Genomic DNA, 23,488 nt, shown 5'->3' on the forward strand with positions numbered 1-23,488 from the left:
CCGCGACGTAAGTCGAGCCCCGCTAGGCCTTCTCCAGCTCGCGCAGCCGTCGTTGGAGGTACAGCCGCTCGGCGGGCGCGGGGTTCAGCCCCAGCGCCGCGCGGAGGGCGGCGATCGCCTCGCGCCTGCGGCCGGCCCGCGCCGACAGGTGCGCCAGGGCGGCCTGGTAGGGCAGCCAGGCCTGCATGCCTTCAACCCGCGCCAGCGCCGCGAGGCCCGCTTCGGCCCCGGCGGTCTCCCCCAACGCCACGGCGCGGTTCACGGCGGCGGCGGGGCTCGGCCGCACCGCGAGCAGGACGTCGTAGAGCCGGGCGATGTCGGCCCACGGCGTCGGCCGCCCCTCGGCGCGGGCGCAGTGGTTGGCGTGGATGGTCGCCAGGATCTGGCGCGGGCCGCTGCCGGCGAAGCCGGCGGCGCGATCCAGGAGGCCGGCGCCCTCGGCGATGAGGTCGCGCCGCCACAGGTCCGCCTCCTGCGCTTCGGGCGGAACCATGGCCCCGGTCGCGTCCAGGCGGGCGGGTCGCCGCGCCTCGGCGAAGCGGACCAGGGCGGCCAGGCCGAGGACCTCGGGCTCGCCCGGCATGAGCTCGGCCAGGAGACCCGAGAGGCGAAGCACCTCCGGCGCGAAGCCGGCGGCGTCGGTGGCCAGGGCGGCGTCCTCGTAGGCCTGGGCGTAGGCGACTTCGAGGGTGGTCAGCACCGCCTCCAGCCGCTCGGGCCAGGCGGCGGGGCCGGGGACCTCGAACGGGACGCCGGCGCCGGCGATCTTCCGCTTGGCCCGGGTGATCCGCTGGAGCATGGCCGGCTCGGCGCAGAAAAAGGCCCGCGCCAGCCGCTGGGTGGAAAGTCCGCAGACCACCTTCAGCGTCAGCGCCGCGCGGGCGTCGGCCGCCAGCGCCGGATGGCAGCAGACGAAGATCAGCCGCAGGCGCTCGTCGGGGATGGGCTCGTGGGCCATCAGCGCCTCCTCGGGGCTCGCTTGGGGCGCCGGCGGGTCGAGCATCGTGCGCGCCCGGACCGCGGCGCGGCGCCTGGCGTCGATCGCCCGGCGGAGCGCCGCCCGCCAGAGCCACGCCGCCGGATCGCGCGGCGGCTGGTTCGGCCAGGCCACGAGGGCCGCCGCGCAGGCGTCGGAGAAGGCGTCCTCGGCCAGGTCCAGGTCGCGGAGCCGCGCGGCGAGGGCGGCCACCACCCTGGGCCGCGCCTCGGCGATCGCCCGGCCGAAGACCGTCATCAGCCCATGTCCAGCAGGGGGCGCACCTCGGTCTTCGAGCCCGCGACGCCCGGAACGCGGCGGGCGATGGCCAGGGCCGCGTCCAGGTCGGGCACGTCGATGAGGTAGTAGCCGCCCAGGTGCTCCCGGGTCTCGGCGAAGGGGCCGTCATGCAGCGTCTGCCGCCCGTCGGCCCCGATCACCACCGTGGTCGCGGTCTCGACGCCCTGCAGGCCCGAGCCGTCCAGCAGCACCCCCGCGGCCTGCAGCTCCTCGGCCAGGGCCATGTGCCTGGCGGCGACGTCCTGCAGCAGGGTTGCGTTCTCCGGCCCCTGGTAGGCGCCGGCCGGCTCATAGATCAGGACCATGTACTTCATCGCGGTCGTTCCCCGTTCGGGTTGATGTTTGCGCGACGCAGCGCTGTGCGTCACCGGGGAGACGCGCGGCCGGCTGCGGATTCGACAGGCTCTCGAAATTTCCTAGTGTGGCCGCGCCGAAAGAGGAGGGGCCCCCGCGTGCGCAGACTTCTGATCGCCGCCGTCATCGCCATGGCGCCGGCGGGCGCCCAGGCCGCCGAGGACGCCCACGTCCGGGCGCTCGCCGCGGGCTACAAGGCCGCCTTCCTGTGCAGCGGGGTGTTCAACGCCGGCATGAGTCCCGAACAGGTGGCCGCGGACGACCTGGAGGGGATCTACGCCGACTACCAGGAACTGGTCCGCACCCTGCCGGCGCGGATCGACCGCGAGGCGAAGACCGTCAGCGTGCCGTTCGACGAGGCCATGCCGCCGCGGATCGCCGCCTGGCGGCCGGGCCTGGGCTGCAGCCAGCTTCCCGTGGGAGGGGCGGCCACGATGGCGCAGGCCCTGCCGAGGCTCGCGGCGCAGCGGCCGCAGGAGGCTGTTCGCGCCTGGCCCGACGGAGACGCCGGAATCCGCGCGAGGCCGTCCCGGGCGCTCGCCGCGACGGTGGCGAAGGCCTTCGACAGCCAGACCTTCGGCGCCGGGACGAAGACCACGGCCGTGGTGGTGATCAAGGACGGCAGGATCGTCGCCGAACGGTACCGCGCCGACTTCACCCCGCACACGCCCCAGCGCACCTGGTCGGTGGCCAAGAGCCTGACGGCGACCGTCGTGGGGCGCGCGGCGCACCTGGGCCTCCTGAAGGTCGACGCGCCGGTGGACATTCCCGAGTGGCCGGCGAACGATCCCCGGCGCCGGATCACCCTCGCCCAGCTCATGCACATGGGCTCGGGCCTGTGGACCGACGGACCGGGCAACCGAACCGACGAGGTCTATGTCGGCGGGGCGCTGGTCACCCAGACGGCCACGGCCATGCCGATGGAGGCCGCGCCGGGAAGCCGGTTCCGCTACGCCAACAACGACACCCTGCTGGCGGCCCGCGCGGTCCGCGCCGCGCTCGGCGACGGCCAGGCGGCGATCGACTTCCCGTTCACCGAGCTTCTCTGGAAGATCGGCATGACCCGCACCACGCCGGAGACCGACTGGCAGGGGAACTACGTGCTCTCCAGCCAGGTCTGGACGACCGCCCGCGACCTCGGCCGGCTGGGCCTGCTCTACCTGAACGACGGGGTCTGGAACGGCGAGCGCCTGCTGCCCGAGGGCTGGTCGCGGTTCGTGGCCACGCCGGCGCCGGCCCAGCCGGAGAAGGGGGCCGGCTATGGGGCGTTCTTCTGGCTCTACGGCCCGGGCCAGGGCCTGCCGGAGGGGACCTACGCCATGAACGGCAACCGCGGGCAGTACGTCTTCATCGTGCCCTCGCGGAAGCTGGTCATCGTCCGCCGCGGCTTCGATCCCGCCGGCAAGCGCTTCGACGAGGCGGCGTTCGCGAAGGCGGTGATCGAGGCGTTGTAGAGGCTAGCTCGTGAGAGTCTCGCCGAACCGCACCGGCTGGCCGAGATGCGGGGCGACGATCTCGTCGTCGCGCATGACGACCGTTCCGCGAACGATCGTCGCCATCGGCCAACCCTTCGCCTCGAAGCCGTCGAAGGGCGTCCAGCCGACGCGGCTGGCCATGTCCTCGTGCCGGAGCGTGCGTCGGGCCTTGAGGTCCACCACGGTCAGGTCGGCGTCGTAGCCCACCGCCAGCCGGCCCTTGTCGGCCAGGTTGAAGATGCGGTTCGCGCCGTGGCTGGTCAGGTCGACGAGGCGCTCCAGCGTCAGCCGGCCCTCGGCGACGTGGGTCAGCATCACCGGCAGCAGGGTCTGCACGCCAGGCATCCCGGAAGGCGAGGCGGGGTAGGGCCGGGCCTTCTCCTCGCGGGTGTGCGGGGCGTGGTCCGAGCCGATGACGTCGGCGACGCCGTTCGCCACCCCGACCCACAGCCCCTCGCGGTGCTCGGCCCCACGGATCGGCGGGTTCATCTGGGCGAAGCCCTTCAGACGTTCATAGGCCTCGGGCCCGGCGAGGGTCAGGTGCTGGGGGGTCACCTCGACCGAGGCGACGTCCTTGTGGCCGGCGAGGAAGGCGATCTCCTCGCGCGTCGTCACGTGCAGGACGTGGATGCGCTTGCCGCACTTGCGGGCCAGGCGCACCAGGCGCTCCGTGGACTGGATCGCCGACTGGGCGTCGCGCACCTCGTAGTGGCTGGTCCAGTCGCCCGTGCGGGCGAGCGGCCGGCGCTCGGCCAGCCGGTACTCGTCCTCGGAGTGGAAGGCCGCGCGGCGGGAGATGTGGCGCAGCACCTGCTCCACGCCCTCGTCGTCCTGCACCAGCAGCGTGCCCGTGGAGGCCCCCATGAACACCTTGATCCCGCAGCAGCCGGGCAGGCGTTCCAGCTCGCCCAGGAAGCGCGCGTTCTCGTGCGTGCCGCCGACGTAGAAGGCGTGATCGCAGTGCATGCGGTCGCGGGCGCGGGCGAGCTTGTCGGCCAGGGTGTCGGGGTCGGTGGTGGTCGGCTCGGTGTTCGGCATCTCGAACACGGCGGTGACGCCGCCGAGCACCGCGGCGCGCGAGCCGGTCTCGAGGTCCTCCTTCCACTCCAGGCCGGGCTCGCGGAAGTGGACCTGGGTGTCGATGACCCCCGGCATCACCGTCAGGCCGGAGGCGTCGAAGGTCTCGCCCGCCGAAGCCTGGGCGAGGTCGCCGATGGCGGCGATCTTGCCGCCGCGGACGCCGATGTCGGCGCGGCCGCGTCCGGCGTGGTTCACCACCTCGCCGCCGCGCACGATCAGGTCGAAGGTCTCAGGCATGTGGGGCCTCGGTGGCGGCCAGGAGTTCCTCCGCCGCGCCTACCACCTTCTCCACCGGCAGGTCCATCATGTGGCAGATGGCCTGCGAGAGTTCCGGGTCGACCGCGCGGATCTGGTCGAGGTCGCGGGCGCCGCGCACGATCCGGCAGTGCTCGCCCCAGGGCGCGTACAGCCGCTCGTCCGAGGGGCCGAAGAGGCCGATGGTGGGGACGCCGGCGGCGGCCGCCAGATGCATGGCGCCGGAATCGTTGCCGATGAACAGCCGCGCCCGCTTCAGCGCCGCATGGGCCACCAGCAGGTCCTGGCCCGTGAGGTCGATGATCCGGTTCTTGGCCGCGTCGCGCATCGCCTTCACGACGTTGGCGTCGCCGGCGCCGCCGACCACCATCAGCCGGCCGCCCTTGAGCTCGCCCTCGCGCAGCAGGCGCATGGCGACCTGGCTGAACCGCTCCGCCGGCCAGGTCTTGCCGATCCAGTTGGCGGCCGGCGCCATGGCCAGGATCGGCCCCTCGCCGGCGGTCAGCGCCGCGGCCTGCGCCTCGATCTCGGGCGAGGTGAAGATGTGCGGCGGCGCCGGTTCGTCCTCGATGCGCAGGGTGCGCGCCGCCTCCAGCACCTTGTGCAGCGGCTCGGCGCTCTTGCGATGGATGGCGCGCCGCCGCGTCCGAAGGAACCGCGACAGCCCCGAGCCGCGCAAGTCGACGACCAGGCCCCAGCGCCGCCTGCGCACCTGGCGCCACAGGTCGAACCAGTGGCCGCCGGACTTGCTCTTCTCGAGCACGATGACGCGGTCGAGGTTCGGGACCTCGGCGAAGAGCGGCGCCGCCGCGGGGCCGGCCACGATGGTGAAGCGGGCGTTGGGGATCTCGTCGTGCAGGCGCTTGACGAGGCCCGACGAGAGCACGGCGTCGCCGATGCGCGTGGCCGTGATGAAGAGAATCGGGAAACCGCCGGACGCCATGCAGACTGCATAGCCAAGGGGCGGCTGGCGCTCCACAGCGGCGCGCCCCAAATTGTCGTCATGACCATCGTGCAGCTGACGAGCCGGGCCGTGATCGCCGTGGGCGGCCCCGAGTGGCGGAGCTTCCTCCAGGGCCTGCTCACCCAGGATGTCGAGACGCTCCAGCCGGGGCAGGCGCGGTTCGGCGCCCTGCTGACGCCGCAGGGACGGCTGCTCTACGACCTGTTCGCGGTGGGCGCCGAGGACGGCTGCCTGCTGGACGTGGAGGCGGCTCATCGCGACGCCCTGCTGCAGCGGCTGACGATGTACCGCCTGCGGGCCAAGGTGGAGCTTTCCGCCCCCGATACGGCGGTCTTCGCCGCCTTCCCCGACGCGCCGGGGCCGGGCTGGATCCGCGATCCCCGGCGGCCCGAGCTGGGCTGGCGCGGCTATGGCCTCGCGGAGCGGGCGACCTCGGACGAGGCGGCCTATGACGCCCATCGCCTTCGGCTGGGCGTTCCCGGTCCGGCGGATTGGGGGACGGACTCCACCTATCCGATCGAGGCCGACTTCGACCTCCTGGCCGGCATCGACTTCAAGAAGGGCTGCTTCGTCGGCCAGGAGACCACCTCGCGCATGAAGCGCCGGGGCCAGATCAAGAGCCGCATGCTGCCGATCGTGTTCGAGGGCCCGCCGCCGGCGTCCGGGACCGAGATCCTGGCCGGCGACCTGCGGGCCGGCGAGGTGTTGTCGGGGACGGAGGGCCGCGCCATGGCCCTGGTGCGGCTGGACCGCGCGCTAGGCGCCGACCTGACGGCGGACGGCCGTCCGGTGCGGGTGGAGCCGCCGGCCTGGTTCGAGCAATCGGCTGGGGATAACGCGTCCTGAAACCGCCGATGCGACGGAAACGGCCCTTGAGGTTCTGAGCGCCGTCGGCTGAGAGTGCCGGCGATGGATGCGCCCGTCGTCACCCGCTGCACCTGGACCGGCATGGCCGGCGACCCGCTCTACGAGGCCTACCACGACACCGAGTGGGGCGTGCCCGAGTACGACTCGCGCGCGCTGTGGGAGAAGCTGGTGCTGGACGGATTCCAGGCGGGCCTGGCCTGGATCACCATCCTTCGCAAGCGCGAAGCCTTCCGCGCCGCGTTCGACGGCTTCGATCCCGAGAAGGTGGCGGCCTACGGCGAGGCCGACCGGGCCCGGCTGATGGCCGACGCCGGCATCGTCCGCTCGAACGCCAAGATCGACGCCGCGATCGAGAGCGCGCGGATTTACCTGGCCATGCGGGACCGCGGCGAGGACTTCGCCGACTTCTGCTGGGGCTTCGTGGACGGCCGGCCGGTGCAGAACCGCTGGGATCTCGGCCAGGTCCCGGCCCAGACGCCGCTGGCCGTAGAGGTCTCGAAGGCCCTGAAGGCGCGCGGCTTCAAGTTCGTGGGTCCGGTGATCGTCTACGCCTGGATGCAGGCCACCGGCCTGGTCAACGACCACCTGACCTGCTGCTTCCGCCACGAGCAGGTGAAGGGGCTGGCGCGCTGATGGCCGGCAGGAGCGCGCCAAGAGCATCCAAGGGACCGACCCTGCTGCTGGAGAAGGCCTTCGTCGGCGGGCCGGTCTGCGGGGTGGACGAGGCGGGGCGCGGCCCCTGGGCCGGACCGGTCTGCGCCGGCGCGGTGATCCTCGATTCCAATCCGCGCAAGGTCCCCAAGGGCCTCGACGATTCCAAGAAGCTCTCGGCCAAGGCGCGAGAGGCGCTGGAGGAGGAGATCAAGGAGAAGGCCGTGGCCTGGGGCGTCGGCTTCGCCAGCGTCTCCGAGATCGCCAGCCTGAACATCCTGCACGCCACGGGCCTGGCCATGTGCCGGGCTATCGAGGCCATGGCGGTGCAGCCCGCCTTCGCCCTGGTGGACGGCAACTACCGCTTCGACCTGCCGTGCGAGGTGACGACGGTGGTGGGGGGCGACGCCAAGTCGAAATCGATCGCCGCGGCCTCGATCCTCGCCAAGGTCGCCCGCGACCGGCTGATGGTGGAGATGGACGCGCTCTATCCCGGCTACGGCTTCGCCAGCCACAAGGGCTACAACGCCCCCAGCCACGTCGAGGCCCTGGTCAGCCTCGGCCCCTGCGAGATCCATCGCCTGGCCTGGCGGCCGGTGAAGCTTGTCCTGGCCGGCAAGGATCCGAGGCTCGCGGGCGACCTCCAGGACGAGCTGCCGTTCGGCGAGGCTTAACTTCTCGTTGACCATCCGCGTCAACGGCCTCTTCACCATAAGCCCCGAGGATTCAGACTCTGGTTCTCTTGGGGTTTGAGCATGGGCCTGCCGGTCGACACGATCATCGAGGGCGATTGCCTGGAGGCGCTGAAGAAGCTTCCGGACCGCTCGGTCGACCTCGTCTTCGCAGACCCGCCCTACAACCTGCAGCTCGGCGGCGACCTCCTGCGGCCCGACAATTCCAAGGTCGACGCCGTCGACGATCACTGGGACCAGTTCGAGAGCTTCGAGGCCTATGACGCCTTCACCCGCGCCTGGCTGAAGGAATGCCGGCGGGTCCTGAAGGACGACGGCGCGATCTGGGTGATCGGCAGCTACCACAACATCTTCCGCGTCGGCGTCGCGGTGCAGGACCTGGGCTTCTGGATCCTGAACGACATCGTCTGGCGCAAGTCGAACCCGATGCCGAACTTCAAGGGCACGCGGTTCACCAACGCCCACGAGACCCTGATCTGGGCCTCCAAATCGCGGGGCGGCCGGCGCTACACCTTCAACTACGACGCCATGAAGATGGCCAACGACGAGCTGCAGATGCGCTCGGACTGGACGCTGCCGCTGTGCACCGGCGACGAGCGCCTGAAGGACGGCTCCGGCGCCAAGGCCCACCCGACCCAGAAGCCCGAGGCCCTGCTGCACCGGGTGATCCTGGCCTCGACCAAGCCCGGCGACGTGATCCTCGATCCCTTCTTCGGCACCGGCACCACGGGCGCGGTGGCCAGGCGCCTGGGCCGCAAGTTCGTGGGCATCGAGCGCGAGGCCGAGTACGCCGCCCTCGCCCGCAAGCGCATCGCCCAGGTGACGCCGGCCACGGCGGACGAGATGGCGGTGACCGGCTCCAAGCGCGCCGAGCCGCGCGTGCCCTTCGGCACCATCCTCGAGGCCGGGCTGCTGCGGCCGGGCGACGTCCTCTACTGTCCGAAGGGGCGCAACGCCGCCCGCGTGCGGGCGGACGGCAGCCTGGTGGTGGGCGAGGTGTCCGGCTCGATCCACAAGGTGGGCGCGCTCGTGCAGTCGGCGCCGGCCTGCAACGGCTGGACCTACTGGCACTTCAAGTCGGACAAGGGCCTCGCCCCCATCGATGTGCTGCGCGCCAAGGTCCGCTCGCAGCTCCCCGCCTAGAGCAGGTTCGAGAGCCCCGCGCGGGCCGCCTTCAGGAACACGCTGGGCAGCGCCTCCAGGTCGCCGCGCGGGCTCCAGATCACGCCGTCGGCGTCGCCCTCCGCGCGCAAGAGCCGCAGCGTCAGGGAGAAGTGCGTGAAGACGTGCTCGACCTCGCCCACGCCGCGCCAGGCGGCCGGCGCGGGGGCGGCCGAGATCGCCTCGGCCTCGGACCAGGGCTCGGACCGCCAGTCGCTGGTGGGCAGGGCCAGCATGCCGCCCAGCAGCCCCTTGGGCGGGCGGCGCACCAGGGCCACCTGGTCGCCGCGCGTCAGCACATAGGCCACGCCGTGGCGTCGCGGCCGCGCGGCCTTGGCCGTCTTCCGGGGCCAGGCGTCCGGCGTCCCGGTCGCGAAGGCGGCGCAGTGATCGGCGAGGGGGCAGCGGTCGCACAGCGGCGCCTTGGGGCGGCAGATCGTCGCTCCCAGATCCATCAGGGCCTGGGCCCAGTCGCCGGGCCGGTCCTCGGCCACGAGCGCGGCGGCGAGCCGCTTCAGCTCGGGCTTGGCCGCGGGCAGCGGCTGCTCGACGGCGAAGAGGCGCGAGACCACCCGCTCGACATTGCCGTCCACCACATTGGCCGGGCGGTCGAAGGCGATCGCCGCGACCGCCGCCGCCGTGTAGGGGCCAAGGCCCGGCAGCTTCAGCAGGCCCGCCTCGGTGTCCGGGAAGACGCCGCCGTGGTCGTTCGCCACCGCCCGGGCGCACGCCAGCAGGTTTCGGGCGCGGGCGTAGTAGCCCAGGCCCGCCCAGGCGGCCATGACCTCCTCGTCCGGCGCGGCGGCGAGGTCGGATACGGTCGGCCAGCGGGCCGTGAACTTCAGGAAGTAGGGCGTGGCGTGCGGCACGGTCGTCTGCTGCAGCATCACCTCGGACAGCCAGACCCGGTAGGGATCGGCCCGGACCCCTGCCGCACGGTCGGCGGGCCCCACCCGCCAGGGCAGGTCGCGGGCGTTCTGGTCGTACCAGGCGAGCAGCTGGGCGCGGAGGGTCACGGCGGCCTTCATACCGTCATCGGTCCGGCGCGCGCGAGCGGGATCGGGGGCGCAGGCGGCCTGCGTCGATTCGGCCGGCGCCTTGGGACCGCCTTCCGCAAGGGCCGGGGATGGCGGTATGTAGGGGCCATGCGACGCCGCCTGCCGAGCTCCGCCGAGGCGCTCGAGATCCTGAAGCGCAAGCGCACGCGGCCGGCCCATCGCCCGCCGCCGCCGGCCGGTCGCGCCCTTACCGGCTTGATCCGCGAGCTGGACGCCCGCTTCGGCCAGGGCGCGAACGCCCTTTCGGCCCGCTGGCGGGAGGTGGTGGGCCCCGACATCGCCCGGCGCACCGAGCCGGTGAAGCTGGTGAAGGGCCGCAACGGCGGCCCCTCCTCGCTGGAGATCAGGGTCGCGGGGCCCTCGGCCGCCATCGTCCAGCATCAGGCCCACGAGATCCTCGCCCGGGTGAACCTCTTCCTGGGCCCGGACGCCGTTCAGAAGCTGCGGATCGTCCAGGGACCGCTGCGCCGGACCGAGGCCGCGCCCGCCCCCGCCCGCCGCCGCGCCCGGCCGCTCGACGCCGCCGAGGAGGCGAAGCTCGCCGAAAGCCTGGCCGACGCGCCCGAGGGCAAGCTCAGGGACGCGCTGCTGGCGCTCGGCCGCGGCGTCCTGCGCCAAGGCCGATGATCCGGGCGGCAGGTTGACTCAATTCCGCCGCCGTCCCATCGCGTAGGGAGGGGCGTGGCCGGCGCGGTTTGCGCGCGCTTTCGGGAATCGCGCTTTAATCCTTCGTTCAGAACTACCGGAAGGTCCTTCGATGACGATCCTCAGCCGCCGTCTTCTCCTGGTCGCCGCAGCGGGCGCGAGCCTCGTGCTCGCCGGATGCGGCAAGGGCGCCGGTCCCACGGCCTCCGCCGAGGACATGACCCTCGGCGATGCGAATGCGCCGGTGAAGGTGGTCGAATACGCCTCGGTGACCTGCAGCCACTGCGCGGCCTTCAACGAGACGACCTTCCCGCAGTTCAAGGCCAAGTACATCGACACCGGCAAGGTGCACTACACCTTCAAGGAGTTCCTGACCCCGCCCGAGCAGGTCGCCGCCGCCGGATTCCTGGTCGCGCGCTGTGCGGGCAAGGACAAGTACTTCACGGTCATCGACGCCCTGTTCCGCTCGCAGCAGGAGATGTTCCAGAGCGGCGACATGCGCGGCGGCCTGCTGCGCGTCGCCCAGTCGGCCGGCATGACCGAGGCGCAGTTCAACGCCTGTATCCAGGACGAGGCGGCGCTGAAGGCGCTCAACGATCGGGTGGAGAAGGCGATCCGCCAGGACGGCATCTCGGCCACCCCCACCTTCGTGGTCAACGGCAAGAAGGTGAAGGAAGGCGACATCACCCTGGCCGAGCTCGACGCGGCCATCGCCGAGGCTTCGAAGTAGCCGTGAACGCGCTCAGCCGCCGCGGCGCCCTCACGGTCGGTCTGGCCGCTGGCCTCGCCGGCGGTCTGGGCCTCGCGCTGGCGGGCCCGCAGGCGCTCGCGGCCGCCGAGCCGGCGGCAGGCGACATCAGCGTGGGCAGCCCCAAGGCGCCGGTGCACGTGGTCGAGTACCTGTCGGTCACCTGCCCGCACTGCGCGCACTTCAACGCCGACGTCTTCCCGACGCTGAAGGCGAAGTACATCGACACGGGCCAGGTGCGCTGGACCTTCCGGGAGATGCTGACCGCGCCGGGCAACGTCGCGGCCGCGGGCTTCCTGATGGCCCGCTGCGCCGGTCCGTCGAAGTACGTGAAGGTCGTGGACGAGGTCCTGCGCAGCCAGCCGCGCTGGCAGAGCGGGAACATCAAGCCGATCTTCCTGGAGATCGCCCAGGCGAACGGCCTGACCGAGGCGCAGTTCGAGGCCTGCCTGACCGATCCGAAGGGGCAGGAGGCGCTGCAGCAGCGGCTGATGCTCGCCCAGAAGGACGAGGTCACCGGCACGCCCACCTTCTTCGTCAACGGCAAGCGCGTCGGCGGCCCGGGCGTGCCCGATCTCGCCGACATGGAGGCGGCGATCGCACAGGCCGCGAAGGGCGGGAGGCGCTAGGGGCCCGTGCACTTCCAGCGGCTGCGACTGTCGGGCTTCAAGTCCTTCGTCGATCCGACCGAGTTCCGGATCGAGCGGGGAATCACGGGCATCGTCGGTCCGAACGGCTGCGGCAAGTCGAACCTGCTCGAGGCGCTCCGCTGGGTGATGGGCGCCAACTCGGCCAAGGCGATGCGCGCCGGCGGCATGGACGACGTGATCTTCGCCGGCGCCGCCAACCGCCCGGGGCGCAACCACGCCGAAGTCTCGCTCACCATCGACAACTCGGACCGGCGGGCGCCGGCGGCCTTCAACGACCATCCGGTGCTCGAGGTGGTCCGCCGGATCGACCGCGGCGAGGGCTCGACCTACCGGATCAACGGCCGCGAGGTCCGCGCCCGCGACGTCCAGCTCCTGTTCGCCGACGCCTCCACCGGATCGAACTCGCCGGCCCTGGTCCGCCAGGGCCAGATCTCGGAGCTGATCTCGGCCAAGCCGCAGAACCGCCGCCTGATCCTGGAGGAGGCCGCCGGCGTCTCGGGCCTGCACTCGCGGCGGCACGAGGCCGAGCTGCGGCTGCGGGCCGCCGAAGCCAACCTCGCCCGCCTCGACGACGTGGCCGCCGAGCTGGAGAGCGCGCTGAGCCGCCTCAAGCGCGAGGCCCGGCAGGCCGAGCGCTACCGCAAGCTTTCGGCTGAGATCCGCGCCCTGCAGGGGGCGGTCCTCTACGCCAAATACGCCGAAGCCCGGGCCGCCGCCGAGCGGCTGGCCGCCGAGGCCGCGGCCGCCGTCCGCGCCGTGGACGAGACCGCCCGCGCCGCCGCCGCGGCCACGGTCCGCGCGTCCCAGGCCGAGGAGGCGCTGAAGCCCCTGCGCGAGGCCGAGACCATCGCCGCGGCCGTGCTGCACAAGCTGGCCATCGACAAGGATCGGCTGGAGCGGGAGGAGGAGGCCCACGCCGCCGAGCTGGCCCGCCTGACCGGCGAGGTCGAGCGGATCGACGCCGACGCCGCGCGCGAGCGCCATATCGTCGAGGACGCCGAGGTCGCGCTCAAGCGGCTGGCCGAGGACCTGTCCGCCCTGGAAGGCGACGTTGCGACCTCGCCGGAGCGGGGCCCCGAGCTGGAGGCGGCCGCCCGCGCCGCCGAGGCGGCCCGCGCCGAGGCCGACGCCGAGGTGGAGCGGCTGGCCGCCGAGGTCGCCGCCCAGGAGGCCCGCGCCCGCGCCGCCCGGGCGCGGATCGAGGAGGCCCAGGGTCGGGTCGTCCGCACGCGGCGCGCCCTGGACCAGGCGCGGCAGGAGCGCCAGGCCATCGCGCTCGCGGCCAATCCCCAGGCCCTGCAGGCGAAAGTCGACCTCGAGGCCGCCGAGGCGGCCCTGGCGGCCGCGCGGGCCGCCCTCGACGCCGCGGAGGAGGAGCGGAGCAAGGCCACCGAGGCCGAGGCCGCCGCTCGCGACGCGGCCCGCAAGCTGGAGGAGCAGCTCGGCCGCTTCACCGCCGAGGCGCGCGCCCTGGCCGGCCTCGTCGCCCAGGCCAAGCGGGGCGGGTTCGCTCCGGCGCTGGACTCGGTCTCGCCGGACCGCGGCTATGAGGCCGCCCTCGCCGCGGCCCTCGGCGATGACCTCGACGCCGCGCTCGACCCGGCGGCGCCCGCGTTCTGGGGCGGCCGCGATGCGCCGGCGCCGCAATGGCCGCAGGGCGCGGCGCCGCTCGCCCCGCTGGTGAAGGCGCCGCCGGCGCTGGCCGCCCGGCTCGCCTACGTGGCGCTGGTGGACCGCGCCGACGGCGACCGGCTGCAGAAGCTGCTTCCGCCCGGCGGCCGGCTCGTCTCGAAGGAAGGCGACCTCTGGCGCTGGGACGGCTTCACGGCCCGCGCCGAGGCGCCCAAGCCCGCGGCCGTGCGCCTGGAGCAGAAGACGCGCCTGGCCGAGGTCGAAGCCGAGATCGAGAAGCTGGAGCCCAGGGCCCAGGCCGCCCGCGCGGCCCAGGCCGCCGCCGCCCAGCGCCTGCGCGCGGCCGACGAGGCGCTGCGCGAGGCGCGCCGGCAGCCGCCGGCCCTCGAGCAGAAGGCCGCCCACGCCAGGGCCGCGCTGGCGCGCTTCGACCAGGAGGCCGCCCGAAACGAGGCGCGCGCCGCCTCGCTGGACGACCTGATCGGCCGATTCGAGGCCGAGTTCGCCGAGCACGAGGCCCAGCTCGCCGCGGTCGAGGCCGAGGCCGGCGGCGAGGCCGGCGCGGGCGACCTCGCCGAGCGCCTCGCCGCCGCCCGCGCGGCCGCCGGCCCGGCCCGGGAGGCCGCCGCCGCCGCGCGCGCCGCCTACGAGATGGAGATCCGCGAGCGCGAGGGCCGCGCCCGCCGCCTGGAGGGCCTCCGCCGCGACCGGGAGGACTGGACCCGCCGTTCCGCCGCCGCGGCGCGGCGCCTCGAACAGCTCGCCGCCGCCCGCGAGAAGGCCTGGGCCGCGCTCGAGGCCGCCAAGGCGGCGCCCAGCACGCTGGAAGCCCGGCGCGAGAAGCTGCTGGACGAACTGGCCCAGGCCGAGGCGCGCCGGGCCAAGACCTCCGACGCCCTCGCCGCCGCCGAGCACGAACGGGCCGAGGCCGACCGGGCGCTCCGCCAGGCCGAGGCGGCGGCAGGCGAGGCGCGCGAACTGCGGGCCAGCTTCACCGCCCACTCCGAAGCCGCGGCCCAGCGCCTGGCCGAGGTCACGGCGATGATCCGCGACACGGCCCAGATGGAGCCTGAGGCCCTGGGGCGGAGGCTCGCGGACGAGGCGGTGGCCATCCCCACCGACGCCGAGGGCATGGAGGCCCACCTCTTCAACCTCGAGCGCCAGCGCGAGGCGATCGGGCCGGTGAACCTGCGGGCGGAGGAAGAGGCGACGGAATACGCCACGCGCCTCGAGACCATGCAGGCCGAGCGCTCGGACCTGACCGGCGCCATCGCCCGCCTGCGGCAGGGCATCGACGAGCTGAACGGCGAGGGCCGCGAGCGCCTGACCGCCGCGTTCGACGTCATCAACGAGCACTTCAAGACGCTCTTCTCCACGCTGTTCCAGGGCGGCCAGGCAGAGCTGCGGCTGGTGGAGTCGGACGATCCGCTGGAAGCGGGGCTGGAGATCTACGCCTGCCCGCCGGGCAAGCGGCTGGCCGCCATGAGCCTGATGAGCGGCGGCGAACAGGCGCTGACCGCCGCGGCCCTGATCTTCGCCGTCTTCCTCGCCCAGCCGGCGCCGATCTGCGTGCTGGACGAGGTGGACGCGCCGCTCGACGACGCCAACGTCGACCGCTTCTGCAACATGATCGACGAGATGTGCCGGCGCACCGAGACCCGGTTCATCGTCATCACCCACAATCCGGTCACCATGGCCCGCGCCGATCGCCTGTTCGGGGTGACGATGGCCGAGCGGGGGGTCTCGCAGCTGGTGTCGGTGGACCTGAGGCAGGCCGAGGCCATGGCGGCCCAGTAGGGCGGCGCCCCAGGGGAAGGTGGCGGACGTTCTGCCACACTTCCAATTTTGTCATTAAAAACAGTCGGATAGATACTTCCGAGGCAGCCTTGACGCACTGCACACGCGTCTATAGGTTCCGCGCGACTTCAAGCCCCCGCCGTGGCGGCGACGTCGCGGTCTTATGGCCTCCCGACCCATGCCGCAAACGGACGAGACGCGCGAAGAGGCGCTTCGGCGCCTGGACGCCCAGGCCCGCGCCCTCCAGGCGCGGACCGCGCCCAAGGAGCCGACCGACTACGGCTCCAAGGCGGCGGGGTATGGCTATCGGCTGCTCGGCGTCCTGCTGGGCGGCCTCTTTGTCGGTCTGGGGTTCGGCGCAGCCGTCGACGCCCTCGCCGGCACGGGGCCTTGGGGAATGATCGTCGGAGTCCTGGTGGGCTTCGTGGTGTCGATCTGGATGGCCGTCCGCTCAGCGCAGCGGATGTCCGCCGAAGCGGAGAGGGAATGGGGTCCCGCGAAGGACCTCCCCCTCGACGGCGACGAGGAAGATTGAGGGAGTTCGAGGCGGCATGGCCGACCCGATGCACCAGTTCGAGGTCCAGAAGATCGTGGACCTCCCGGATCTGACCATCCCCGGCGTGGGCGTCATCGATATGGCGTTCACCAACTCGACGCTGGCCATGACCCTGGCCGCCGCCGGGATCGCCACGTTCTTCGGCCTGGCCACGGCGCGCGGCGCAGTGGTTCCCGGCCGTCTGCAGATGATCGGCGAGGCGGCCTTCGGCTACATCGACGACCTGACGACCAGCATCATCGGCCACGAAGGCAAGCGGTTCTTCCCGTTCGTCTTCACGCTCTTCCTGTTCATCCTGGCGATGAACCTGCTGGGCATGTTCCTGGTGTTCACGGCGACGTCGCAGCTCGCCGTCACCGCGACGCTCGCGGCCCTGACGATCCTCCTGGTGCTGATCGTCGGCTTCGCCCGCAACGGCCACAACATGTACAAGCTGTTCGTCCCCTCGGGCGTGCCCTGGTACATGCTGATCCTGGTGACCCCGATCGAGCTGATCTCGTTCCTGCTCCGGCCGGTCACCCTGGCGCTTCGTCTCTTCGGCAACATGCTCGGCGGCCACGTGGCCCTGAAGGTGTTCGCCGGTTTCGTGGTCTCGCTGGGCGCGCTGGCGGCCGGCGGCGGCCTCGGGCTGCTGGGCATCCCCGGCGCCCTGCTGTCGCTGGGCGGCGTCGTCGCCCTGACGGCCCTGGAGTTCCTGGTGGCGTTCCTCCAGGCCTTCGTCTTCGCAGTTCTGGCCTGCGTCTATCTCAACGACGTGGTCAACCTCGGCCATCACCACTGATCGGCCGGCAGTACGAACCTTCAACTCTCAACTTCGGTAGGACTAGGACATCATGGAAGCGGAAGCCGCTAAGTACATCGGCGCTGGTCTCGCGACCCTCGGCATGATCGGCGCGGGCATCGGCGTGGGCACCCTCTTCAGCGGGTTCCTGCAAGGCGCCACCCGCAATCCGTCCGCCGCCGGCGGCCAGTTCACGAACCTCATCCTGGGCGCGGCTCTGACCGAAGCGCTGGGCATCCTGGCCTTCGTGCTCGGCCTGCTGATCCTCTTCAGCTAAGTCAAAGACCCGTCGGGCCGGCGCGCCGTTCCGCGGCGGCGCCGGCTCAACGCATAAGGACGTCCGAGCCAGATGGCGACTGAGTCCCCTAGCGCGCCGCCCGTCGGCGCCCACGACGGCAATCCCGCCGCCGAAGCCGCTGAGGCTGTGCACGGCCACGAGGTCCCCGCGGGCGCCTCGGAAGTCGCGGCGCACGGCGGCGAGGGCGGCGGCCTGCCGCAGTTCGAGGTCGAGTACTGGGGCGGCCAGATCATCTGGCTGCTGATCCTGTTCGCGATCCTCTACTTCCTGTTCGCGAAGGTGTTCACGCCGCGCTACCGCAAGGTTGTCGAGGCGCGCGCCGAGACGATCGCCGGCGCGCTGGAGGAAGCCCGCCGCGTGCAGGCCGAGGCCGACAACCAGGCGGCGGCGGTGAAGGCCGAGGTCGAGCAGGCCCGGTCGAGCGCCCGCAAGGTCGTGGCCGACGCCAACGCCAAGGCGGCGGCCGAGCTGGCCCGCAGCCAGGCGGCCGAAGACGCGCGGCTCAACGCCGAGCTGGACCAGGCCGAGCAGCGCATCCGCAAGATGCGCGACGGGGCCATGACCAACGTCGAGGCGATCGCCGCGGACACGGCCAAGACCATCGTCGAGAAGCTGACCGGCAAGGCGGTGACGCCGGCCGAAGCCGGCGCGCTCAGCGCCACGCGCTCCTAGAGGACAGAAGATGCCTGCTTTCCTGAATCCGGCCGAGGCGGAGTTCTGGGTCGGCGCCGGCCTGCTGATCTTCCTGGGGATCGTCTTCTTCGGCGCCAAGGCCCACAAGGCCATCGCCGCGGCGCTCGACGCCAAGGCGGCCTCGATCCAGGCCAACCTCGACGAGGCGGCCCGGATCCGCGACGAGGCCCGCCGCCTGCTCGAGGGCCTGCAGGCCGAACGGGCCGAGGCCGAGCGCCAGGCGAAGGAGATGCTGGCGACCGCCGAGGTCCAGGTCCGTCAGTTCGAGGCCGAGGCGAAGGCCAAGCTGGAGGAGGCCATCGAGCGCCGCCGCCGGATGGCCGAGCAGAAGATCGCCACCGCCGAAGCCCAGGCCGCCGCCGAGGTCAAGGCCGCCGCCGCCGAGCTCGCAGCTCAGATGGCCGAAAGCGTCCTGGCCCAGCGCCTGACCGGCGCGAAGGCGGACCCGCTGGTCGACCGCGCGATCGGCCAGCTCGCCTCGAAGCTTCAGTAGGAAAAGATCAGCGGCGGCGCATGAAGCGCCGCCGCACCTTCACGGCGAACCGCGCTCGCTTCGGAAGCACCAGCCGCTCGACCCGCAGATACTGCTGCCAGAACACCGGCAGAACCTCGGGCTCGCGCCGGAGCAGCCGGCGGATCGGGAAGACCATCTTCGGGTGCGCCCGCTGGAACTTCACGAACTGCCGTCGGGCGTAGAACGAGTTCCGCAGCACGATCATCAGGCCGACCACGATGACCGGGATTCCGCCCGGTCCGGGCAGGGGGGCGATCAGGACGCCCAGCGCCACGATCGCCAGTCCAAGCAGCACGAGGCCCCACCGCACGAGGCGGGCCACAATCTCGCGCGCGAGATCGTCCGTGGCGCGGTAGACGCGCAAAGAGGGCATGGCGAAAGTCACGATTCAAACCTGGGAGCGCGCGGCGAAGCGGGGAGGTTCCGCCGTCACGCTCCAGATATGCGAACGACCCTCGGAGTCGTAAAGGCGAGGGCGCGTTAAATTTTCCTAACCCGCACCTATTCCAAGGCTGATGGCGCCGGCGCCACACCCTCCGATGCAAAGTCGTCACAGATGCGCCGAGGCGCCGCCACAATCACTCGGCGGGCGGCGTCCAGGCGAGCTTCGGCTTCCGCGCCGCGAGGGTCTCGTCCAGGCGACGCAGGGGAGCCAGGAACGGCGCGCCCTTGAACCGCTCGGCTTCGCCCGCCTTGGCGGCGCCGGCGAGCGCCCGGAGCGCCTCGCAGAACCGGTCGAGCTCCGCCTTCGACTCCGTCTCGGTCGGCTCGATGAGCATCGCGCCGTGGACGACCAGCGGGAAGTACATGGTCATGGGGTGGAAGCCCTCGTCGATCATCGCCTTGGCGAAGTCGAGGGTGGTGACGCCCGTGCCGTCCAGCCAGGCGTCGTCGAACAGGGCCTCGTGCATGCACGGACCCTCGGGGAAGGCCGGGCTCATGACGTCGGACAGCCGGGCCTTGACGTAGTTGGCGTTCAGCACGGCGTCCTCGGCGACCTGACGCAGGCCGTCGGCGCCGTGGCTGAGCATGTAGGCGTAGGCGCGGACGAACATGCCCATCTGGCCGTGGAAGGCGCACATGCGGCCGAAGCCGGCGTCCTGCTCCTGGAGACCCAGGGCGTCGGGGCCGCTGACGATCCAGGGGGCGGGGGCGAAGGGGGCGAGGGCCTGCGAGAGCACCACCGGGCCTGCGCCGGGACCGCCGCCGCCGTGCGGGGTGGAGAAGGTCTTGTGCAGGTTGATGTGCATGGCGTCGACGCCGAGGTCGCCGGGGCGGACCTTGCCGACGATGGCGTTGAAATTGGCGCCGTCGCAGTAGAAATAGGCGCCGGCGTCGTGAGTTAGTCGAGCAATTTCAATGACATCGCGCTCGAAAAGACCGCAGGTGTTGGGGTTCGTGACCATGATGGCCGCAACGTCCGGGCCGAGCTTGGCGGCGAGGTCGGAAAGGTCCACGCGGCCGTCGTCGGTCTGGGCGATCTCGGTCACCGAATAGCCGACGAAGGCGGCGGTGGCCGGGTTGGTCCCGTGCGCCGAGGTCGGGACCAGCACGGTGCGGCGGTGGCCCTGGCCGGCCGCCTCGTGGGCCGCCTTGATGCACAGCAGGCCGCAGAGCTCGCCGTGGGCGCCGGCCTTGGGAGACAGCGCGACGGCCGGCATGCCGGTCAGGGTCTTCAGCCAGTGGGCGAGGCGGTCCATGAGCTGCAGCGCGCCCTGGGTCGTGGAGACCGGCTGCAGCGGGTGCAGGTCGGCGAAGCCCGCCAGCCGCGCCATCTTCTCGTTCAGGCGCGGGTTGTGCTTCATGGTGCACGAGCCCAGCGGATAGAGCGCCAGGTCGATGGCGTGGTTCTTCTGGGACAGGCGGACGTAGTGGCGCACGGCCTCGGGCTCGGAAAGGCCCGGCAGATCCACGCCGTCGCGGGTCAGGCCCGCCAGGTCGTCGGCGTCGGGGCCGTCCGGCAGGTCGACGCCGGTCTTGTCCCAGCCGCCCACCTCGAACAGCAGCGGCTCGTCCTGGAGGAGGCCGCGGCCGCCGGTCAGCGAGGTCTGGGCGGGCTCGGCGGCCTCGGGGCGGGTGGGGCGGCCCACGTTCAGCATGCTCATCGGGCGAGCGCGTCCTTCAGCGCGGCGATGTCGTCGGAGGTGGTGGTCTCGGTGGCGCAGAGCAGCAGGACGTCGTCCAGGCCCGCGCCGGGATCCAGGCGCGAGAACGGCACGCCGGCGACGACGCCGTCGGCCAGCAGGCGCTCGACGAGGTCGGCGGCCGGGCCCTTGGTGCGCACGGCGATCTCGTTGAAGAACCGCGGCGTCAGCACCTCGAGCCCCGCGGCCTCCACGGCGGCCTTCAGCTCGCGGGCGCGGGCGTGGTTCACCCGGGCGAGCTGGGAGAGCCCCTTGCCGCCCAGCAGCGACAGGTGGATCGAGAACGCCAGGGCGCAGAGCCCCGAGTTGGTGCAGATGTTCGAGGTCGCCTTCTCGCGGCGGATGTGCTGCTCGCGGGTCGACAGCGTCAGCACGTAGCCGCGCCGGCCCTCGGCGTCGACCGTCTCGCCGCAGAGGCGGCCGGGCATGTTGCGGACGAACTTCTCGCGGCAGGCGAAGAGGCCGACGTAGGGGCCGCCGTAGTTCAGCGCGTTGCCGATCGACTGGCCCTCGGCCACGGCGATGTCGGCGCCCATCTCGCCCGGCGACTTCAGCAGGCCGTAGGCGACGGCCTCGGTCGTGACCACGATCAGCAGGGCGCCCTTGGCGTGGGCGGCCTCGGCGATCTTCGACACGTCGGTGACCACGCCGAAGACGTTGGGGGTCTGGACGACGACGCAGGCGGTCTCGGCGTCGATCGCCTCGATGACCGCGGCCTCGGCGTCGATCGCGGCCGGCTGGCGGACGATCTCCATGCCCTCGGCGTGGGCGATGGTCTGGGTCGTGGCGGCGTAGTGCGGATGCAGGCCGCCCGAGAGGATCGCCTTCTCGCGGCGGGTCACCCGCTGGGCCATCATCACGGCCTCGGCGCAGGCGGTCGAGCCGTCGTACATCGAGGCGTTGGCCACATCGAGGCCGGTCAGGCGCGCGACCTGGGTCTGGAACTCGAACAGGACCTGCAGCGTGCCCTGGGCGATCTCGGGCTGGTAGGGCGTGTAGCTGGTCAGGAACTCGGACCGCTGGATGATGTGGTCCACGGTGGCCGGCACGTGGTGGCGGTAGGCGCCGGCGCCGCAGAAGAACGGCCCCGCCCCGGCGGCGCGGTTGAGGGCGGCGAGGCCGGAAAGCTCGCGCTCCACCTCCAGCTCGCCCGCGTGCGGCGCAAGGCCGATGGCCGGATTGCGCGCGGCCGCCGGCACGTCGGCGAACAGCGCGTCCACGTCGGGCGCCCCGATGACGCCGAGCATCTGCGCGCGGTCTTCGGGGGTGAGGGGCAGGTATCTCATCGGGTCAGATCCAGCAGGCGTGCGGCGTCCTCCGTTTCGTCATCCCCCGGTCGCGGAGCGATCCGGGGGGACCCATGCGGCGCTCGAGGCTCGGCTTGGGTCCCCCGGACCGGCCTTTGGCCGGCCGTGGGATGACGAACGGGATCGGCGTCAGGAATTGGCGACGAAGGCGTCGTAGGCGGCCTTGTCCATCAGGCCGTCCAGCTCGGCGGGGTCGGCGACCCGGACCTTGGCGAACCAGCCGCCGGCCTCGGGCTCGGCGTTGACGGTCTCGGGGGCGCCCGAGAGGGCCTCGTTCGCCTCGACCACCTCGCCGGTGACCGGGGCGTAGACGTCGGAGGCGGCCTTGACGCTCTCGACCACGGCGAAGGCGTCGCCGGCCTTCACCTGGCGGCCGACCTCGGGGACCTCGACGAACACCACGTCGCCGAGCTGCTCGGCGGCGTGGGCGGTGATCCCGATGGTGGCCACGTCGCCGTCGAGGGCGACCCACTCGTGATCCTTGGTGAAGCGCATGGGGTCTAGCTCCTGGGGATGGGTGCGCGGCCTGGCGCCCTCCTCCCCCGTCGGGGGAGGGGGACCATGCGCAGCATGGTGGTGGGGGCTTGCGGGCGAGCGCGGCGGACGGGGCTGGCCCCCTCCACCGCTGTCGCGGTCCCCCTCCCCCGACGGGGGAGGAGGGTGGATATCGATGTCGCCGCCGAGCCCATCACGACGCCTTGCGGACGTAGCGGTGGGGGACGAAGGGGGTCTTCACGACCTCGCAGGCCTGGGGCTTGCCGCGGACGATGACCTTCAGCTTCGTGCCGGCTTCCGAATGCAGCGGGGGCACGAAGGCCAGGGCGATGCCGGCGCGCAGGGTGGGGGAGAAGCCGCCCGAGGTGACGACGCCGATCACCTGGCCGGCCTCGTCGGCCACTTCCGCGCCCTCGCGGGCCGGGGCGCCTTCCAGCACCCTCAGGCCGACGCGGACGCGGGCGGGGCCCTCGGACAGCTCCTTGACGATCCGGGCCGCGCCCGGGAAGTCGCGCTGCTCGCGGCGGTTCCTGTTGATGGCGAAGGTCAGGCCCGCCTCGACCGGGCTGACGGTCTCGTCGAGGTCGTGGCCGTAGAGCGGCAGGCCGGCCTCCAGCCGCAGGGAATCGCGGGCGCCCAGGCCGATGGGCTTGACCCGCTCGTCGGCCAGCAGGGTGTTCCAGACGAAGGTCGCGGCATGGGCGGGGACCGAGATCTCGAAGCCGTCCTCCCCGGTGTAGCCCGAGCGCGAGACGATGCAGTCGACGCCGAACGCCTCGATGCGGCGGATGTCCATGAAGGCCATGGTCGCGACCTCGGGCGCATGGACCTTCAGGGCCTCGGCCGCCTTGGGGCCCTGCAGGGCCAGCAGCGCGCGGTCCTCCAGGCGCTCGACGTCCACCTGGCCGGCCAGCTCGTCGTCGATGACCTTGAAGTCGTTCTCCTTGCAGGCGCCGTTGACCACCAGGAAGAGGCCCGGATCGGGCGCCCCGCCCGGGCCGGTCGGGCGGCCGGCCATCAGGTCGTCGATGATCCCGCCCTTCCTGTTCAGCAGCAGGGAATACTTCTGCTTGCCGGGCTTCAGGCCGATGAAGTCGCCGGGGACGATCTCCTCGATGGCCGAGAGCGGCGAGACGCCGGTCAGGCGCGCCTGGCCCATGTGGGAGACGTCGAACAGGCCCGCGTGCTCGCGCACCCACAGGTGCTCCTTCAGCACGCCCTCGGCGTACTGCACGGGCATGGAGTAGCCGGCGAAGGGGACCATCTTCGCCCCCAGCGCCACGTGCGCCTCAGTGAGCGGGGTGGTCTTCAGGACCGTTTCGGGATGGTCGGACACGAGAGGGACTCCGGCTGACGATGCGGCGAGCGGCCGGGGCCCGCCCCGCACCGTCCGCG

24 protein-coding genes are annotated in these 23,488 nt (G+C 72.4%); 14 read left to right on the forward strand and 10 right to left on the reverse strand.

Translation table 11 applies throughout. The annotated features are described in order from the left end of the window. Nucleotides 1–22: 22 nt before the first annotated feature. Nucleotides 23–1,234 carry an RNA polymerase sigma factor gene (locus PHZ_RS03075; protein WP_012521131.1) on the reverse strand — a complete coding sequence of 404 codons (1,212 nt, stop codon included), beginning with the start codon at nucleotides 1,232–1,234 and terminating at the stop codon, nucleotides 23–25. Continuing rightward, the gene (locus PHZ_RS03080) at nucleotides 1,234–1,590 is read right to left on the reverse strand and encodes a YciI family protein (protein ID WP_012521132.1); all 357 of its coding nucleotides are present in this window, start codon (nucleotides 1,588–1,590) and stop codon (nucleotides 1,234–1,236) included. The genes PHZ_RS03075 and PHZ_RS03080 overlap by 1 nt, the downstream gene beginning before the upstream one ends. A 138-nt stretch (nucleotides 1,591–1,728) precedes the next feature. Here PHZ_RS03080 and PHZ_RS03085 point away from each other — a divergent pair, with 138 nt between their 5' ends. Beyond that, a complete protein-coding gene (locus PHZ_RS03085; protein ID WP_041373072.1) occupies nucleotides 1,729–3,084 on the forward strand; it encodes a serine hydrolase domain-containing protein in 1,356 nt (451 codons plus the stop codon). A 3-nt stretch (nucleotides 3,085–3,087) separates the two neighbouring features. On the opposite strand, the gene PHZ_RS03090 is transcribed toward PHZ_RS03085, so the two are convergent. Both PHZ_RS03090 and PHZ_RS03095 read right to left on the reverse strand, forming a co-directional pair. Then, on the reverse strand, nucleotides 3,088–4,422 hold the full coding sequence (locus PHZ_RS03090; RefSeq protein ID WP_012521134.1) for a dihydroorotase: 1,335 nt from the start codon (nucleotides 4,420–4,422) through the stop codon (nucleotides 3,088–3,090). Beyond that, nucleotides 4,415–5,383: a glycosyltransferase family 9 protein gene (locus PHZ_RS03095; protein ID WP_012521135.1), complete on the reverse strand. Its 969-nt coding sequence runs from the start codon at nucleotides 5,381–5,383 to the stop codon at nucleotides 4,415–4,417. The genes PHZ_RS03090 and PHZ_RS03095 overlap by 8 nt, the downstream gene beginning before the upstream one ends. A 60-nt stretch (nucleotides 5,384–5,443) precedes the next feature. Between PHZ_RS03095 and ygfZ the strand changes: the two genes are divergently transcribed. The 4 genes from ygfZ (at nucleotide 5,444) to PHZ_RS03115 (ending at nucleotide 8,757) form a co-directional block, all read left to right on the forward strand. After that, a complete protein-coding gene (gene ygfZ, locus PHZ_RS03100; RefSeq protein ID WP_012521136.1) occupies nucleotides 5,444–6,250 on the forward strand; it encodes a CAF17-like 4Fe-4S cluster assembly/insertion protein YgfZ in 807 nt (268 codons plus the stop codon). A gap of 63 nt (nucleotides 6,251–6,313) precedes the next feature. Further along, nucleotides 6,314–6,904 carry a DNA-3-methyladenine glycosylase I gene (locus PHZ_RS03105; protein ID WP_041373074.1) on the forward strand — a complete coding sequence of 197 codons (591 nt, stop codon included), beginning with the start codon at nucleotides 6,314–6,316 and terminating at the stop codon, nucleotides 6,902–6,904. Continuing rightward, nucleotides 6,904–7,596 (forward strand): ribonuclease HII, encoded by a 693-nt coding sequence (locus tag PHZ_RS03110; RefSeq protein ID WP_012521138.1) that lies wholly within the window; start codon nucleotides 6,904–6,906, stop codon nucleotides 7,594–7,596. Before PHZ_RS03105 ends, PHZ_RS03110 begins: the two co-directional genes overlap by 1 nt. A gap of 81 nt (nucleotides 7,597–7,677) precedes the next feature. Then, entirely contained in the window at nucleotides 7,678–8,757 is a 1,080-nt protein-coding gene (locus PHZ_RS03115; protein WP_012521139.1) for a site-specific DNA-methyltransferase, read from the forward strand. On the opposite strand, the gene mutY is transcribed toward PHZ_RS03115, so the two are convergent. Beyond that, on the reverse strand, nucleotides 8,754–9,803 hold the full coding sequence (mutY, locus tag PHZ_RS03120; protein WP_012521140.1) for an A/G-specific adenine glycosylase: 1,050 nt from the start codon (nucleotides 9,801–9,803) through the stop codon (nucleotides 8,754–8,756). The two genes, PHZ_RS03115 and mutY, sit on opposite strands and share 4 nt — an antisense overlap. A 117-nt stretch (nucleotides 9,804–9,920) precedes the next feature. Between mutY and PHZ_RS03125 the strand changes: the two genes are divergently transcribed. The 9 genes from PHZ_RS03125 (at nucleotide 9,921) to PHZ_RS03165 (ending at nucleotide 18,126) form a co-directional block, all read left to right on the forward strand. Further along, the gene (locus PHZ_RS03125) at nucleotides 9,921–10,460 is read left to right on the forward strand and encodes a DUF721 domain-containing protein (protein ID WP_012521141.1); all 540 of its coding nucleotides are present in this window, start codon (nucleotides 9,921–9,923) and stop codon (nucleotides 10,458–10,460) included. Nucleotides 10,461–10,590: 130 nt separating this feature from the next. Next, a complete protein-coding gene (locus PHZ_RS03130) occupies nucleotides 10,591–11,208 on the forward strand; it encodes a DsbA family protein (protein WP_012521142.1) in 618 nt (205 codons plus the stop codon). Nucleotides 11,209–11,210: 2 nt separating this feature from the next. Further along, a complete protein-coding gene (locus PHZ_RS03135; protein WP_012521143.1) occupies nucleotides 11,211–11,855 on the forward strand; it encodes a DsbA family protein in 645 nt (214 codons plus the stop codon). Between the two features lie 6 nt (nucleotides 11,856–11,861). After that, complete coding sequence (gene smc, locus PHZ_RS03140; RefSeq protein WP_012521144.1) at nucleotides 11,862–15,305, forward strand: chromosome segregation protein SMC; 3,444 nt, start codon at nucleotides 11,862–11,864, stop codon at nucleotides 15,303–15,305. A gap of 178 nt (nucleotides 15,306–15,483) precedes the next feature. Continuing rightward, complete coding sequence (locus PHZ_RS03145) at nucleotides 15,484–15,840, forward strand: AtpZ/AtpI family protein (RefSeq protein ID WP_041373077.1); 357 nt, start codon at nucleotides 15,484–15,486, stop codon at nucleotides 15,838–15,840. 16 nt (nucleotides 15,841–15,856) lie between these two features. Then, nucleotides 15,857–16,642 (forward strand): F0F1 ATP synthase subunit A, encoded by a 786-nt coding sequence (locus PHZ_RS03150; RefSeq protein ID WP_012521146.1) that lies wholly within the window; start codon nucleotides 15,857–15,859, stop codon nucleotides 16,640–16,642. 52 nt (nucleotides 16,643–16,694) lie between these two features. Next, nucleotides 16,695–16,919 (forward strand): F0F1 ATP synthase subunit C, encoded by a 225-nt coding sequence (locus tag PHZ_RS03155; RefSeq protein WP_012521147.1) that lies wholly within the window; start codon nucleotides 16,695–16,697, stop codon nucleotides 16,917–16,919. A 72-nt stretch (nucleotides 16,920–16,991) separates the two neighbouring features. Then, the gene (locus PHZ_RS03160) at nucleotides 16,992–17,612 is read left to right on the forward strand and encodes a F0F1 ATP synthase subunit B family protein (RefSeq protein ID WP_012521148.1); all 621 of its coding nucleotides are present in this window, start codon (nucleotides 16,992–16,994) and stop codon (nucleotides 17,610–17,612) included. 10 nt (nucleotides 17,613–17,622) lie between these two features. Then, on the forward strand, nucleotides 17,623–18,126 hold the full coding sequence (locus PHZ_RS03165) for a F0F1 ATP synthase subunit B (protein WP_012521149.1): 504 nt from the start codon (nucleotides 17,623–17,625) through the stop codon (nucleotides 18,124–18,126). Between the two features lie 7 nt (nucleotides 18,127–18,133). Here PHZ_RS03165 and PHZ_RS03170 read toward each other — a convergent pair whose 3' ends face one another. The 5 genes from PHZ_RS03170 to gcvT form a co-directional block, all read right to left on the reverse strand. Further along, complete coding sequence (locus PHZ_RS03170; protein ID WP_041373079.1) at nucleotides 18,134–18,520, reverse strand: PGPGW domain-containing protein; 387 nt, start codon at nucleotides 18,518–18,520, stop codon at nucleotides 18,134–18,136. Between the two features lie 205 nt (nucleotides 18,521–18,725). Then, complete coding sequence (gene gcvPB, locus PHZ_RS03175; RefSeq protein WP_012521151.1) at nucleotides 18,726–20,252, reverse strand: aminomethyl-transferring glycine dehydrogenase subunit GcvPB; 1,527 nt, start codon at nucleotides 20,250–20,252, stop codon at nucleotides 18,726–18,728. After that, nucleotides 20,249–21,577 carry an aminomethyl-transferring glycine dehydrogenase subunit GcvPA gene (gene gcvPA, locus PHZ_RS03180; RefSeq protein WP_012521152.1) on the reverse strand — a complete coding sequence of 443 codons (1,329 nt, stop codon included), beginning with the start codon at nucleotides 21,575–21,577 and terminating at the stop codon, nucleotides 20,249–20,251. The genes gcvPB and gcvPA overlap by 4 nt, the downstream gene beginning before the upstream one ends. A 150-nt stretch (nucleotides 21,578–21,727) precedes the next feature. Next, nucleotides 21,728–22,093: a glycine cleavage system protein GcvH gene (gene gcvH, locus PHZ_RS03185; protein ID WP_012521153.1), complete on the reverse strand. Its 366-nt coding sequence runs from the start codon at nucleotides 22,091–22,093 to the stop codon at nucleotides 21,728–21,730. A 193-nt stretch (nucleotides 22,094–22,286) separates the two neighbouring features. After that, nucleotides 22,287–23,429 carry a glycine cleavage system aminomethyltransferase GcvT gene (gene gcvT / locus PHZ_RS03190; protein ID WP_012521154.1) on the reverse strand — a complete coding sequence of 381 codons (1,143 nt, stop codon included), beginning with the start codon at nucleotides 23,427–23,429 and terminating at the stop codon, nucleotides 22,287–22,289. Nucleotides 23,430–23,488: the final 59 nt, after the last annotated feature.

Origin of the sequence: Phenylobacterium zucineum HLK1 (genome assembly GCF_000017265.1) — a bacterium.
Taxonomy (GTDB): domain Bacteria; phylum Pseudomonadota; class Alphaproteobacteria; order Caulobacterales; family Caulobacteraceae; genus Phenylobacterium; species Phenylobacterium zucineum.